This is a genomic window from Bdellovibrionales bacterium (assembly GCA_018266295.1).
Taxonomy (GTDB): domain Bacteria; phylum Bdellovibrionota; class Bdellovibrionia; order Bdellovibrionales; family Bdellovibrionaceae; genus JACMRP01.
Window position 1 is genome coordinate 144715 of sequence record JAFEAQ010000006.1, and the last position, 14523, is coordinate 159237.

Annotated in this window: 12 protein-coding genes; 6 read left to right on the forward strand and 6 right to left on the reverse strand. The window is 49.3% G+C overall.

From position 1 onward, the window contains the following. The first annotated feature begins 105 nt into the window (after window positions 1–105). Together JSU04_04895 and JSU04_04900 are read left to right on the forward strand one after the other, a co-directional pair. A complete protein-coding gene (locus tag JSU04_04895; protein ID MBS1969617.1) occupies window positions 106–2193 on the forward strand; it encodes a FecR domain-containing protein in 2088 nt (695 codons plus the stop codon). Next, window positions 2193–4127 (forward strand): Hpt domain-containing protein, encoded by a 1935-nt coding sequence (locus JSU04_04900; GenBank protein ID MBS1969618.1) that lies wholly within the window; start codon window positions 2193–2195, stop codon window positions 4125–4127. The genes JSU04_04895 and JSU04_04900 overlap by 1 nt, the downstream gene beginning before the upstream one ends. Before the next feature lie 39 nt (window positions 4128–4166). Here the strand turns inward: JSU04_04900 and JSU04_04905 are convergent, their stop codons facing one another. Together JSU04_04905 and JSU04_04910 are read right to left on the reverse strand one after the other, a co-directional pair. Continuing rightward, a complete protein-coding gene (locus JSU04_04905) occupies window positions 4167–4574 on the reverse strand; it encodes a response regulator (protein MBS1969619.1) in 408 nt (135 codons plus the stop codon). Between the two features lie 91 nt (window positions 4575–4665). Continuing rightward, window positions 4666–5517: a ChaN family lipoprotein gene (locus JSU04_04910; protein ID MBS1969620.1), complete on the reverse strand. Its 852-nt coding sequence runs from the start codon at window positions 5515–5517 to the stop codon at window positions 4666–4668. 189 nt (window positions 5518–5706) lie between these two features. Between JSU04_04910 and rpmG the strand changes: the two genes are divergently transcribed. Then, window positions 5707–5886: a 50S ribosomal protein L33 gene (gene rpmG, locus JSU04_04915; GenBank protein MBS1969621.1), complete on the forward strand. Its 180-nt coding sequence runs from the start codon at window positions 5707–5709 to the stop codon at window positions 5884–5886. A 3-nt stretch (window positions 5887–5889) separates the two neighbouring features. After that, a complete protein-coding gene (locus JSU04_04920) occupies window positions 5890–6426 on the forward strand; it encodes a dCTP deaminase (GenBank protein MBS1969622.1) in 537 nt (178 codons plus the stop codon). Between the two features lie 98 nt (window positions 6427–6524). Here the strand turns inward: JSU04_04920 and JSU04_04925 are convergent, their stop codons facing one another. From JSU04_04925 to JSU04_04935, 3 genes are all read right to left on the reverse strand, one after another. After that, window positions 6525–9605, reverse strand: coding sequence for a hypothetical protein (locus tag JSU04_04925; protein MBS1969623.1), 3081 nt, complete (start codon window positions 9603–9605; stop codon window positions 6525–6527). Beyond that, window positions 9595–11088, reverse strand: coding sequence for a transposase (locus JSU04_04930; GenBank protein ID MBS1969624.1), 1494 nt, complete (start codon window positions 11086–11088; stop codon window positions 9595–9597). Before JSU04_04930 ends, JSU04_04925 begins: the two co-directional genes overlap by 11 nt. Before the next feature lie 107 nt (window positions 11089–11195). Beyond that, entirely contained in the window at window positions 11196–12203 is a 1008-nt protein-coding gene (locus JSU04_04935) for a DUF2817 domain-containing protein (protein ID MBS1969625.1), read from the reverse strand. Window positions 12204–12277: 74 nt separating this feature from the next. On the opposite strand from JSU04_04935, the gene JSU04_04940 reads away from it, so the two are divergent. Together JSU04_04940 and JSU04_04945 are read left to right on the forward strand one after the other, a co-directional pair. Next, window positions 12278–13075, forward strand: coding sequence for a DUF1338 domain-containing protein (locus tag JSU04_04940; protein ID MBS1969626.1), 798 nt, complete (start codon window positions 12278–12280; stop codon window positions 13073–13075). An 89-nt stretch (window positions 13076–13164) separates the two neighbouring features. Then, window positions 13165–13764, forward strand: coding sequence for a lipocalin family protein (locus JSU04_04945; GenBank protein ID MBS1969627.1), 600 nt, complete (start codon window positions 13165–13167; stop codon window positions 13762–13764). A 60-nt stretch (window positions 13765–13824) separates the two neighbouring features. On the opposite strand, the gene JSU04_04950 is transcribed toward JSU04_04945, so the two are convergent. Beyond that, window positions 13825–14472 (reverse strand): HD domain-containing protein, encoded by a 648-nt coding sequence (locus JSU04_04950; GenBank protein MBS1969628.1) that lies wholly within the window; start codon window positions 14470–14472, stop codon window positions 13825–13827. Window positions 14473–14523 lie beyond the last annotated feature (51 nt).

Sequence of the window (14523 nt, forward strand, 5' to 3'; positions counted from 1 at the left end):
TCAAAAGTCCGTAAATATTTTCGCGCAAGTAGCCGACATGACTAGTGGATGAGTGTATTTAACAGGTTTTCAACAACAGATAGAATGATTTTAAGCGGGTCCGCTGTGATCCTCTTATTGCTATCGTATTTGTTGTACGACGATTCACTCCTCTTCCCGCCTGACACCAACAATGAACCTGCGATCGGTGTTATCTCTACGTCCGCGAATGATGTTCGCCGCAAAAATAGCGGCAACTTCATTTGGCTTCCGGGAAATAAGAAAGATCAAATTTATAATCGTGACAGCATCTTCACTGGGGATGGTTCTCAAGCTGCAATTCAATTGAACGACGGCTCACTCATCCAAATCCAAGAAAACTCTCTGGTGAATTTGAATCTAAAGAACGGTCAAATGCAGCTGGATCTGCGCTTTGGTCAATTCGTTGGTAACGGGAACTCTACAATTCACGTTAAAACCGGCGACGATGAGTACACGATCGAAGGTAAAGACGCGAAGTTCGAAATCAATCGTTCACAATCCGGTAACTTGGATGTCAAAGTCCTTTCCGGAAATGCAGAGATCTCCGGCAAGGCCGGCAAGCAGAACTTGAAATCTAACGAGTCTCTGCAAATCTCTAAAAAAGGTGCCGAGAAAAATCAAGTCGACGCCAAGATCACTCTGCTGACAAAAGACGACTCTCTCATGTATCGCGCGGCAGATAAGCAGCCGTTGCCATTTGCCTGGGAAGGTAAAGGTCCTTTGGATCAATACCAAATCGAAATCGCAAAGACTGAAGACTTTAAAAAGGTTCTGGCACTCAGAACAACGACTGAACAGAAGTTCGCAGTTAAAGACTCATTAAAAGAAGGCAACTACTTCTGGCGAGTCAAAGGCCTCGACGATCGCCGCAAAGTCATTGCGTCCTCGGCCGTTCAAAAATTCTATCTCAGTTATATGTTACCTCCGACGATCACTTCGCCTGAGGATAAAGTGACTTTGAAAAACAAAGCCCTTGATAAAGGCGAAGGACTGCAAGCCAGCACTCAAGTCGTCTGGACAGCGGATGAACGTCCCCTTCGCTATCAATGGCAGCTCAGTAAAACCGCTGAGTTCACTGAGAACATCGCGGAAAAGACTTTGGCAGAAAAAACAGTTGAGACTCCGACTCTGTTTCAGGGCACTTACTATACTCGCGTCCGCGGTATCGATAAGGACAATCGCCCGTCTCCATGGTCGAAGACTCATGCGTTTAATTTCGAAGTCGCAAATGAAGAAAAACCGCCAGCTCCTCGCTTGGTGGAAAAACGCATTCGTTTCCAGGTGCCGAAACTCGCCGAGGGCCGTGCTCCTTCAGCGGCGACCTCGCCACAAGTGGCTTGGACAAGTGTTGATGTCGCAAAAAATTATCGCTGGGAAATCGCAAAGAACGCAAAATTTGTCGGAGCCGCCGCTTCTGAAACGCCCAACACAAAAGTCGCTTGGACTCAGTATAAGCCAGGCAAATACTATTTCCGCGTCTTTACAAAGACTGCGCTTGGCCAATCCAGTGACGCCAGTGAAACCGGTACACTCGAAGTCTATGGCGATGCGCCGATGCTGAACGCCATCCCGTCTGTCCTCGTGAAGAATGACGATGTTCGCGCAACAGCTCCTGCAAAAGAATCCCGTGCGACCTGGTCACCGATTCCAGAAGCCAAGACTTACCTCGTTCAAATTGATAAGTCTGAAGAGTTCGCAAATCCGACGCAGATCGAAGTCCCTGCCACCGAGGGCGCAATCAGCATGCCTGAACCCGGCAAATACTTCGTTCGCGTTAAAGCGATGAACGAATCCAGCCAAGACATGAGCGACTTCTCAAACGTTCAAACCGTCGACTACGTCTTTAAGCACACACTCAAAGGACCGGACCTGATTGAGCCTTACGATAAGACCACCATCTTCTTGCAAAAAGACATGGAGCCTTTCATTTGGCTTGAGTGGAGTTCCGTCCCGGATGCGACGAAATATATTCTTGAAGTCTCGACAAAAGCGGACTTCTCAAATGTCGTTATTTCTAAAGAGATGACTTCAACGCGCTTCCTGGTGAAAGAGAAAATTCCTTATGGCGCGATTTATTGGCGCGTCCGAGCGGTTCACCAAGACGAGAGCCTCAACAGTGATTGGTCCGCAAGGCAGTTTATGTTTATCCATCAAAGAAATGACGGGTTCTAATGAAGGCACACTACCCGTTATTTGATACACTGCTGGAACCGACATTCATCCTCAGCGCTGAGGGTAAAGTCGTCTATTGCAACGAGCCTGCTGCGATCATTTGCGAAATGTCGGTGCGTAAAATCAGCCGCGGAATTCCGTTCAAAGATCTTTTTACTTTCAGCGACGTGATCGACGGTCTCGACAATCTGACGAATGTCAAAGACCCGACACCTTATAAAGAAGTGAACTTCGAAACTCCAGGCGGCCAAAAAGGCAAAGTGCAAGTCACTATTCAGCCAATTCAAAACGAACAAGGCGACCAGCATTGGATCATCTTCGTTCGTGACGTGACGTTGGAAGAACGCCTGCAGAAAAAATACCGCGCCGAGCTTGAACAAAAAGAAGATGTGATCCTCGATTTGCAAAAAGCCCGTGCCGAGCTTGAACAATACTCTAAAAACCTCGAAAAAATGGTCGAAGAACGCACGCAACAGATTTCAAGCTTGAACCGCTTGATGAAAGCGTTGCTGGATAGCTTGAGCCAAGGCTTCTTCGTCTTTGATAAAAATGGTCTGTGCTTAGAAGTGTCTTCGAAGGCCTGCGAGCACACGGTGGAATCACAACCTGCTGGTCGCATGATCTGGGATGTTTTGAAACTCGGCGAAGCCAAAGTCGACGGCTTCAAAAAGTGGATGATGACATGCTTCTCTGAGCTTCTGCCGTTTGAAGACCTGGCACCCCTCGGCCCTGCGGAGTTCCCGCACAGCAAAGGCCGCAATATTTCGCTTGAGTACTTCCCGCTTCGCAATGCCGAGAACCAAATTGACGGCGTCGTGGTTGTGGCTTCAGATATTACTTCTCTCGTTGAGGCGCGCAAACAGGCTGAAAACGAAAAGCATCATGCGAAATTAATTATCAACATGATCCGCAGCAAAAACGAAATGGGCCGCTTTATCCGTGAATCTCAATTGATGCTGACGGAACTTAAGAACACCATCAACAAGCCGCAACCTCAATGGGATCCCGAGGCGATCTTCCGTTCTTTGCACACGCTCAAAGGCGGCGCAGCTCTCTTCTCAGTGCATACGGTGGCTGAAGCCTGCCACAATGCCGAGACTCGTTTGACGAACTACAATGAATCACAAACCCAGGAAAACGCCGATAAACTCAAAAGCCAATGCCAAGCCGTTGAATTGCAGTTTGGCGCTTTCTTGAGTGAGACCAAGGAAATCCTTGGCGCATCCATTCTTTCAAGCGAACGGCTCCTGGAAATTTCGGTGACCGACCTCAACACGCTCCTGGATAAGCTGCAAACAATTCCACAGGCAAAAGCTATTGCAGAAAATGCTTTGGCTCACCTGCTCTTTGAACCGATTAAGAATTTCTTTGAGCCTTACAAGGAAGTCTCTTTCCGCGTAGCCGAAAAAGAAAACAAAATGATCCGCAACATCGAGTTTAAAAATGCCATGATTCCGGTCGTACCCGAGATCTATGGACCTCTGTTTGCCACTTTTGTACATGCGTTTAGAAACTCCGTCGACCACGGCATTGAGCTTCCGGATGTCCGCCACAAGCTCGGCAAATCCGAAGGCGGCGAGATTATAGTTGCGTTCTCGCGCCAAGATCTCCCGACTCCAACGCTCCGAATTTCGCTCAGTGATGATGGTGGTGGTGTGGATCCTGCCAAGATTCGCGCAAAGCTTGCAAGTAAAGGTATCAATACGGATAAAGAATCCGACCAAGAAGTCATTCAGCATATCTTTGACTCTCAGTTCTCAACCAAAGAACAAGTCACCGAGACTTCCGGCCGCGGCGTCGGCATGGATGCGATCAAATACGAAGCCACCGCATTGGGAGGTAGAGTGTGGGTCGAATCCGAACTCGGCAAAGGCAATACACTCATCGTTGAAGTGCCTTACATGACGAAGGCTCCAACAAAAAAAGCCGCTTAGACAGCGGCTTTTTTCAGAGTTATTTTTAATAAAACAAAACTAACCTTTATTGTGCTTCTGGAAAGCCGTCTTCAATTTATCTTCGAAGATCTTCGCAGAGAATGGCTTCACGATGTACTGAGAGGCACCGGCAAGCACCGCCTCTGTCACCTGATCGCGCTCTGCTTCTGACGTCAAAAGCACGAAGGGCAAATTCGCCCACTCTGCTTGTGCACGAACGTGCTTCAGCAAATCGATACCCTTCATGTTAGGCATATTCCAGTCAGAGATGACCAACTGAATGCTGTTATTCGGCGTATTCAGCTGAATCAGCATACGAAGTGCTTCTTCGCCATCGCTTGCTTCCTGAATGTTTTTGAAGCCCATGCCCTTGAGTTGGTTCTTCACCAAATCACGGATCGAAGGCATGTCATCTATGACCAAGATTCTTGTATCTAATGGGAACATAGCAAGCTCCTAACTTTATTACTCTTTTAGTGTAAGAAAGTTTCCCGGGGCTACACAAGCAGGTCTTTAGCGTCTCGACCTTGGTTGGAGGCTATTCTTCCGTAACCCAGATATAATCAGCTCTTGGACCATAAACTGTGGATGGGTCGAGCTCTTGTTCTATTTCATCCGCCGTCATCCCACGAACATTCACATAAGAAAACACCAGAGGTTTCTGTTGTGTCCGAGAGGCAATACGATCCGGCAAACCGCCGCCGTACATTGCATGAAAATCACCGACCGTAATGACGAGTACTTGATCCGGATGAGCTTTAATAAACTCCGCCGCTTTCCACGCCATCGTATCATCCCAAGTGCTTTGCGCTTCAAAATAGCGCTCGCCGGCCTCCGGGCTCGGCAAATGAGGCATCATCGCAAGGAAGCGCTCCTTATAAGACGCTCGCCCCACCTGGAAATTCGGTGGCAAGAGTTGCAGCTCATCGGGAGTCAGCCCTGCAATCCCCACTTTGGAGATTCTGCCGGTCAACGAACGAGGAGCATTGAGTGCCAGGGTGCGCTCGCCGATCTCATAACGAGGAAAGAGAGCTTGATCGCGGTAAAAGTCGTAGGCTGGGCTCCCCCATTGGATTTTTTGCAAAAAATCGGCTTCAGAAAGGCTCCCCGCACGGTAGGAGTCCACCAGGTCCTGATCTGGATAATAGAAGAACTCAAGGCCAGTTGAAACCTTCAGCCCCTGCATGCGTAAAGCCTGCATCAGCTCAATTTGCCCCTGCTGGGCGGTCTTAAAGCCGTGATTTTCACCCATAACAATGATAGTTCCTGGGCGAACTTGGGACGCTATCTGCTGGAGGTTGACGAAGGTTTGCGGCTGGCTGCCGTCTCGGAGAGGAATTTCCTGGGCTCGGACCGTCAGAAAGCTCATAACAAGGACTCCAAAAAGCATGAATGCGTTCACCGGTGTCTCCTTCGTTGGACTTTTACCTGCAAATAATCATTTTGGCTGTTGAATCTTACAAGGTCTTTTGTTACCTTGGGCCCCTTTGAAAGGGTATTGCGATCTTAACATGCCGCACTGCCCCACGATTTGAGACAGTGACGCCTGAAGGGCGTGACTAATTTACGGAGAAGTATCATGGCAAAAAAGTCTGGAAGAATCATCGTTACTCTTGAGTGCACTGAAGCTCGCGCTGAAGGTAAGCCTGTTTCTCGCTACACTACGACTAAGAACAAACAAAAAACTCCAGGTCGTATGGAAAAGAAAAAGTACAACCCAAATTTGCAACGTCACACTGTTCACAGAGAGACTAAGTAATCCATGATTCTGACCGACCAGCAGATTCTGGAGAGCATGAACGCAGGGCTCATTAAAGTTGAGCCTTATGTTCGTGAATGCCTAGGCACGAACTCTTACGATGTTCACCTGGGTAAAACTCTCGGTGTCTATGTAGACAGCGTGCTGGACGCGAAGAAGCATAACAAAATAGAACTCTTTGAAATTCCTGAGGAAGGCTTTGTCCTGACTCCTGAAAACTTCTACTTAGGGGTCACTCAGGAATACACAGAAACCCACAAGCACGTTCCGTTCTTGGAGGGTAAATCCAGTGTCGGCCGTCTTGGCATCGACATCCACGCCACCGCCGGTAAAGGCGATGTTGGCTTCTGCAACTTCTGGACACTCGAAATTTCAGTTAAGAAACCCGTGCGTGTCTACGCAGGAATGCCGATTGGTCAGTTGATTTATTTCGAGATCAAAGGTGACATCATCAATCCTTACAACTCCAAGCCCTCTGCAAAATACAACGACAAGCAGGCAATCCCTGTTGAGTCGATGATGTGGAAGAACCGCTTCTAAGCTTTAGCTGACAAATGAAGACATAAAAAAAGGAGACCTTGAGTCTCCTTTTTTTTCATTCTGCCGCCCCGTTTACAGAAACAGGGCCTGGCACCTAACTACGGTTCTTCGCGGAAGCCTGGGTCGCGGCGGATTGAGCCTGCTTCTTCATCGGTGATCAAAGAAGCTTTGGCGTTCTTGTTCTGCACTTTGGCCTTCGCCACTTGGTCGGCGATGTAACCCAAAATACCGGCAAGATCCTGACGATCGGCGGCCACCGTCCACTTGCTTTGATCACTCTTCCATGGGAGCCATTTCAGCAAGAAGTCCTTCACCCCGCCCGGCGGCTGACCGTAGTGCAAGATGTAGGTGAACAATGCCAAGAGGTCTTTTTCTTTGATCAACTTCTGATCCTTCGTGAGCTCTTTCAAGATGCCCTTAAAAGATGGGAAGGCATTCTTCGCCTCAGCCAAATTAATCACGCCATCATGATCGGCGTCGTACTTCGACATCGTCATTTCCACGTACTGAATCACGTGAGGAGCAAGGTCAGCATCCGTCAACTTCACCGTGTTCTGAGCGTTCGGCACATGACCAGCGGCTTTCAAAATATTCATCAAGAAATCATCCATATCGTCCGGGCTGAGCTTCTTAAAGAACTTCACATACTCCGGCGTCGCTGTCAGGTAGGTCGCCGTCTGCTGAATGTAGACCCTGCGAATACATTTCTCAGCGACGAAGATCTCTTCGCCGGCTCTCCCCGCCGGAGAAAGGCACGTATCTTCAACATCCTTGCGGAACAAATTATTAACTGCAATACCAGACAAAATCATCCCGACGATGTCTGTTGCCTCGGGGAAATTGACGTATGTATCCCCGTTGCTGTGAGCTGTAAAAATATTCGCCTCGCGGAAGCGAGACTCAATGAACGTGGTGTTTTTCTCTTCAAGAAGACCCATCGCCACGACGGCTGGCTTGACTTGATCAAACAACGCCTGCGCCTCTGGCTGCTCAACGCCTTCATAGCGTTGCAAACGGCCGGCATTCGTGGTTGCCGCACGAATAAGAACGCGCCCCAGAATGCGGTTCAGATTCAAACGCGCGACACTCTGGTTATTGTAAGTCAGCTTCAGAGTATTCGTGATGATCAAGTGCCCGTCTTTATCCACCGGCTGAGCCACATCGCCGGCGATCATCATTGAGATCTCCGTCAAACCTGTTTTCAGGTAAGTCGTGATCTTTGGGTCTTTTAATTTTTTGCTCACTTGAGCTTGCAAGTCCGTAGGCTTCATCGGCGTCGCCGTCAGCGAGTATAAATAAGCTTCGGTCTCGTACCAAATCTGAAGCTCGGCACGAACGTTGTCGATACTTGTCGGCGTAATACCGTTCGGCACAGAGCCTTTCAAACGAAGCTCTGCCGGCCACAGGATGCGATTCAAAACCACTTTCACGATCTGATCGATAGACTGTGGCGTGATCTCTTTCGGAATCAGATCGAGTTCTACGAGTCTTGCCGCGATGAGGTTCACTTCGGCGGCTGTAATGATCTGGTTCTTTTTCTTCAGCACAACGTCTTTAGTCACTGTCAGAACTTGATCTGACAGCTTTTTGAAGGCGTCTAAGAAGCGCGGGCTTCCGTACTGCTCGGGCTTCACGAAGTAGTTGTGAAACAAGTACGAATTATAGAAACGCGCAGAGAACTTCAGGAAGTCACTCCACTGAGCTTTCTTAATCAGCGTATCGTTCTCAGAGAACACGATATTCTTGATGTCTTTCACCAGCGGAATGTACTTCTGGACATCGAGTGCTGGATGCTTTTTAGGATCATCGCTTGGATACAGGCGATCGACCTCGGTCAGCAAGCTGACAAGGTTATCGATACTGTAAGAGTCTTCAAACAAAGCCCCCAAATCGCCCGCGCTGTTTTGCAGGTTATTGGCCGCTTCCTTAAAGAAGTTCTGAGCCGTATTGTAGTCAAAGTTCGAGCGGTCCCATTCGGTGCTGTAGACTTGGTAATAGGGCAACGTCTTTTCAACCACGGTTTTTAAGCTGGCTACTTTGTTTTTGCCGCGTTCGAAGTCGCGGCTTGTGATGTTGGTGTCAGTTCCACCGAAGATCACTTTTTTGATTTTCATGGCTTCGCTGATGAGTTTTTCAGAAACCTGGAAGTCACTCCAGACATCGGCAAACGTCATCAAGATGTCCGTGATCTCTTGTTTTGAGATGCAAGACACCTTCGCAGCCCCACAGGAAGCATCCACCGGTTTTTGATCCAGCAAATCCTGGAAAGCGCCTAAGAGGTCTTCCAGAGAACGAGCCAGATATCCCAAACGGATGCCAGAACCCGTTTCAGAGGCAGATTTGATGAAGTAGTAATAACGAAGATACTGCAAGTAACCGCGAGCACCGAGCAGGACGAAGCTCTTCCACTCTGTCGGACCGATCGAATTTGGATCGCCGCCAGAGATCGCTTTCTTCACCTTTTTGATGACCGGCATACCGCGCTCGATTTGATTCGCCACCGGCCAGTCTTGACCTGCGAAGTTCGAGAACTCACGCAAGAAAATAACAAAGTGATCCAATTCGTAAGACTGATTGTTTTCTTTGATCATGTTCGCCAAAGCACGCGCGGCACTTTGGATCTCATCGCTGGCTTTTTCAAAGTAGCGAATATCGTCTTGAACATTGGCAGAGCTGGTCACAGACCACTTCTGCGCGATCAATTTCATGTACGGGTTTAAGTGCAAAGTGATGCTCTTAAGATCGCCGAGCATGTCGATGATTTTATCAAGCTCTGTCCGTGTGATGTAATCAATGCTGCCGCCCAAGAAGAGCTGCTTGATTCTCATGGCTTCGTTACGAAGCTCTGGAGTGATCGCCGGAGCGTTGGCCTCGAGGAAATTGGTCCGTAAAAAGTCCGCAAGCTCGGTGGCTTCAAAGCGGTCGGCACTACGGCCGTAGACGTACTTTTTAAACTTTACGATCGCATTCGAGGCACAATCCCAAGCTGCCGAGACATTGGCGTCCGAAGCGGTGCCCGCTACGAAGGATTCGATCACCGGTTGAAGACCGGACAAGCACTGGGTGCCGCCGAGTTTTTGCTGCTGGGTCTCTGGTGGAGCCTCGCCGACCTTTGGAGCACACGAAGTCGTTACAAGAACGAAGCTCAAAAGCCAGCATAGGTGTTTTTTAGAAAACATACGTCATACCCCCGTAGACACGGTCGTTTGCACGGTACTGATTCAAGAAGCCTGAAGGCTTAAAGGTCTCATCGTCGGTGCCGAGGAAGTCCGCCCCCATCACAAGAGCCCACTCCTGCGTTGGATAGAACAAGAACTCAGTGTTCACCATGGAACCTTTTTGATCTTTGTCATAGAGATAGCTGAATTTCGTGACCAGTGGGCGGCGGTAGAAGCGTGCTAGCTCCCCTTGAACTTTGATCTTTGCCGCGTTGGTGAATTTCAAACGCTGATCATAGAGGTTGATATCATCCGGTTTACCATCACTGCCAATATCCTGGATGTTACCCCCGTCAACGCGTAGGTAAGAAAGCTGCATGAGAATGGAGCGCGAGAAGAATTTCGGAATCGTCCACTCAACGCCGGCGGAGTACGCGCGGATGCCGCTGAGTTGCTGAATGGCCCAGTCTGTTTCAGGCATCACCGTTTGCGGGTTGTCCTGAATGTAAGAAGCCACGACGCGCGTGTTTCCAACCGTGTAACCCATGTCCGCGGAGAACACCGAGTGATAAGTCACATCCGGTGACACGATCACGCCGCCCGTGTCGTCGGTCATTTGGTATTTCACATTCCGCTTTAACAGCAACTGATTCACCGGCGTGTAACCGGCACTGCTCGCCACCCAGAAACCTTTTTCTTTGTTCCCGAAGCGGGTAAACATCGCTGTTCCACCATGTCCCGCGAGCTTTGCCGTCTCAGGAATGCTCAATTGGTAAATGATCGGAGTCGGTTTGTTGTTGAACAATTCCGCTTCACGGCTGGGCGCATGGTACCAGCGGCTGTCCGCCACAAGGCCGCCGTTTTCTTCACGCACGTCAGCGGCAACACTTGGAATAAAGATCGGCGTTGCGAGGATCATCACTTGCCAGTTCTCGCGGTTCACGTCGAAGAACACGCCTGTCAGACCCTGCTCCTCAGGACGAAGAGCATCGAGCTCGAAGTACGGCTGCCACACGCCGAGGTTCCATTCGTGGTCAGCTTCACTCCAGGTGTTTTTCTTACGGCCCACGTAGAAGCGGTAGCCGTCGGTGCGCGGAGAAGTGTACAGCTCATGCACCACAATGTGCGACTGGTTCATCGAGAAGAACGTCCCGGCAGAAAAGTCGGCTGCGTTCTCAAGCCACGCAGTTTCACCGACGTAGCTCAATTGCCCCGAGAGGAATTGGCTGTACGTCAAATTCGGCGCATCCGGAAGCTCGGTAAAGTACTTCATGCCCTCTAGGCGGAGCTGGCCGTAAACGCGGTGGTTTGGTTTGTCATTCAAAAGGACTTCAGAGGTCAGCTTGGGAAGGGGGACAATGCTGTCGGCCGCAGAGGCTTTAGCAAAAGAAATCAGAGCTAACAGGTATACTGTCAGCACTAAAAGAGCTCGGTTTTGGGTCCCCTCAAGGGATGCCTTTTTCAGCATCGTCACAGGAGAGCAAGAAAATCGGATTTCAGCCATTCAGTCAACGCCTCTTAACCGTAAACGACCGCTTAAGGGGTTCGGAAGCCCTCAATTGGTTCTTGTATGACACGGTGAAAAAAAACATCACAGTCCCTGCATATTTTTCAAGCATACCAAAGGTCGTTCGCTAGGGACTCGTGTTTCAGGCGCTGCTCCTCGGAGAGATAGGCCCACGATTGGGGCGAGAGTGCGGCTCTGAGGGTGAAGTCGAAAAAGGTATTATGTCGACGGAGAGTGCGCTTCATTCGATGCGACTTCGTCGGGTTAAAATAGCCTTGCAGATTAAAGAGTTGCAGTGGATTTTTCTTCACCCACATCCAGGATCCCATCTCTAAACACAAAGGCAAGTAGACTCCCTCTTTCGGGCCTTTTTCTGTGTATTGGTCGTAGAGGTAGTCCCACAAATCTCCGTGGGTCGTATAGTTCAAAGCCTGGGGTTCTATACGATAGAAGTGGTTTGGGTACGTTCGGTCGAAGAGTTCTTTGAACGCGTGAGCAACGCCAATACCTGGGTAAGGCTTCTTGCTTTTTGCGTACGGAAACCAGATCTGATCCTGCAAACCAAAGCCAGAGTGGAAATCGATAGTGATCGCAAGTTTGGACTGAAAAGCTTCGCGCTTCACAGACTCGACGAGGGCTACTGCTTCGGGCTCCATCGGTGCGCCCTCGACTCCCCGATACCATGGCAATCGTGACGAATACCTGTGCCCACCCAAAAGTCGTGGTGGAGCATCCGCCTCAACCGGCGCATTTCGCATCAGATCCACGCCGTTCGGATTGCTCCGAGTGCGATGGGAAATCCCGATCGGGTTCACTACGGGAATAAAGAAAATGCGCAGATTCTTCAGAGAATGGCGCAGGCTTTGATCCCAGAGGATAAGCTCCGAGAACGAGTGCAAAAGCGAGATGCACACTTGCGAGCCAATGCGCTCCAAACCATGGATGCCGCCAACGAGACCAACAACGGGTGCCGCAGGATCCTCGCTGCCAAAACTCAGTTTGTGAATCGGAAGGCGCAACTCCCCTTTTTCACTATGGGTCAAAATTTCCCATCGCACTAAGGGCCCTAATTCACGGATGATTTTTTCGACTTGTTGTATCTCTGGCAACATGACTTGATTAAAGGGCGTTTTCTCTTATAGAGTCAAGTAACTAGAGTCAGGCACAGCTTTCAAAGGAGACCTCCATGACCATTCAAAAACTTCTCGACATGATGTGGAAGGACTATTGCGAACTCAACCCGGCCGCTAAGAAGATCCATGATCTTTTTGTCGCTGAGGGCGAAACGGTTTTGAACGACCATATTGCTTTGCGCACTTTCAATCACCCGCGTTTAGGCATCCGTCAAATGGCGAAACACTTCGAAGCCATGGGCTACAAAATGGCCGACAACGAGTATCACTTCACTGAAAAGAAACTCTACGCACGTCACTGGCAACACTCTGACGAGACTTTGCCAAAGATCTTCATCAGTGAACTCGAGCTTGAAAAAGTCTCTCCGTTCATTCGCGAGACTGTGAACAAGCTGGTGGATCAGATTCCGGATGCTGTTTTGAACTCTGAGACTTTCACTTTGTCTGGCCGTCCTTGGAATATGAGCTATGAGCTCTATGAGAAACTGGCGAAGGAAAGTGAATACGCTTCGTGGGTTGCGGCGCACGGTTTTAGACCGAACCACTTCACAGTGTTCATCAATCCTTTGAAGAAATTTAACGACATCCTGACTTTGAATAAGTTTGTCACAGCAAAGGGTTTTGTTTTGAACAAGTCCGGCGGCGAAGTGAAAGGCACTCCAGCGGATTACCTTGAGCAAAGCTCAACGATGGCGAGTGAAATTCCGGTAAAATTTAGTGATGGTACGCACAATATTCCGGGATGTTACTACGAATTCGCGAAACGTTATGCTTTGAGTAACGGCAAGCTCTATCAGGGCTTTGTTGCGAAGTCGGCTGACAAGATTTTCGAATCTACCAACAAAATGTAACGCTACGAACCTTTTGTTCGATGTAATACACCATCGTCAACGATTTACGAAATCCTCCTGATACCTTAACGAGGCGAAGGAGGGCTTTCATGTTGAAATCAAAACTTGTTTTTCTATTTTTGCTTGTTTGTGGTGGCTTTGCTTCTGCAGATCCTCTGACCACCGTCGACCACGTGGACCTCACCCTTTACGTCGGCAAATGGTACGAAATCGCCTCAATCCCCCAGTACTTTCAGCGTAAATGTGTGTCCGACACAACGGCCGAGTATGAAATCATCGGCAAAAACCGCGTGCGCGTTTACAACTCCTGCGAAACCGAAGATCATCGCCGGATTGCCAGCGAGGGCCGCGCTAAAGTCGTCGACACCGAAACCAACGCCAAACTGAAGGTCACGTTTGCTCATATCGGCGATAATTACTTTTACACTTTCGGTGGTAAGTACTGGATTACCTATCTTGATTCCAACTATCGCTATGCGATTGTCGGCCATCCGAATCGCAAGTACGGCTGGATTCTATCACGCGAGCCAAGCCTGCCTGAAAGTACGTTGCATATGCTGATCACCGAGCTAAAAATGCGCGGCTATGATGCTTGCCAATTCATGATGACACCACAAAAAGGTGGCTACTCGACTCGAGGCAGCCTCTGTGATTTAGTCTCTGTCGATACTCTGGAACAAGAGCTTTAAAAAACAAAGGGTCCGGCGTTCCGCCAGACCCTTGCTATTTTCCGCTGAAAGATTGGAACCCTAAGCGATCTTTTTAATCAAGTGATGGAATGTTTCCTTGTCCGTCTCGAGGGCATTCCACGTTGGATGGGCCTGCAAGAAAATGCGCACCAGTTGCGGATCGAATTGCGTTCCTGAGCAGCGTTTTAATTCTGCATAAACGATGTCGTCCGGAAGACCTTTGCGATAAGCGCGAGTCTGCGACATCGCATCGTAGGTATCGACAACAAGAATGACACGAGAAAGCACATTGATCTTTTCGCCAATGAGTTTGTCTGGGTAGCCCTCGCCGTCCATGCGTTCGTGGTGACCACGGATCGGAGCGAGAAGTTCACGGAAGAAACTGTGAGTTGCAAGAGGACGAACGATTTGTTCACTCATGCAAGGGTGATTTTTCATGATATCGAGTTCGCGGGGATCCAGTTTGCCAGGTTTGCCGATGATTTCCGGGTCGACACCGATCTTACCAATGTCATGGAAGATCCCGGCGAATTCCGCCATCTTTTGTTCATACTCATTGAGGCCTGCATCGCGAGCAAGTTTGCGCGCCATTTCGCCAACGCGGAGGCAATGGGCATACGTGCCCGGATCAACAACTTTCAAAGATTGCATTAGCGCTTGAGCTGCATCATAAGCCCAGCTCGGAACATCACCCCACGACGAAGACATAGGAGGCCCTCCCCACACTTTCTTTTCGTCCTGTTGAGGAGTTTTCTTAAG

Coding starts and splice junctions, on each gene's coding strand:
- JSU04_04900 (MBS1969618.1), top strand. CDS start 2,193: ATGAAGGCACACTACCCGTTATTTGATACACTGCTGGAACCGACATTC.
- JSU04_04905 (MBS1969619.1), bottom strand. CDS start 4,574: ATGTTCCCATTAGATACAAGAATCTTGGTCATAGATGACATGCCTTCG.
- JSU04_04910 (MBS1969620.1), bottom strand. CDS start 5,517: ATGCTTTTTGGAGTCCTTGTTATGAGCTTTCTGACGGTCCGAGCCCAG.
- rpmG (MBS1969621.1), top strand. CDS start 5,707: ATGGCAAAAAAGTCTGGAAGAATCATCGTTACTCTTGAGTGCACTGAA.
- JSU04_04920 (MBS1969622.1), top strand. CDS start 5,890: ATGATTCTGACCGACCAGCAGATTCTGGAGAGCATGAACGCAGGGCTC.
- JSU04_04925 (MBS1969623.1), bottom strand. CDS start 9,605: ATGTTTTCTAAAAAACACCTATGCTGGCTTTTGAGCTTCGTTCTTGTA.
- JSU04_04930 (MBS1969624.1), bottom strand. CDS start 11,088: ATGGCTGAAATCCGATTTTCTTGCTCTCCTGTGACGATGCTGAAAAAG.
- JSU04_04935 (MBS1969625.1), bottom strand. CDS start 12,203: ATGTTGCCAGAGATACAACAAGTCGAAAAAATCATCCGTGAATTAGGG.
- JSU04_04940 (MBS1969626.1), top strand. CDS start 12,278: ATGACCATTCAAAAACTTCTCGACATGATGTGGAAGGACTATTGCGAA.
- JSU04_04945 (MBS1969627.1), top strand. CDS start 13,165: ATGTTGAAATCAAAACTTGTTTTTCTATTTTTGCTTGTTTGTGGTGGC.
- JSU04_04950 (MBS1969628.1), bottom strand. CDS start 14,472: ATGTCTTCGTCGTGGGGTGATGTTCCGAGCTGGGCTTATGATGCAGCT.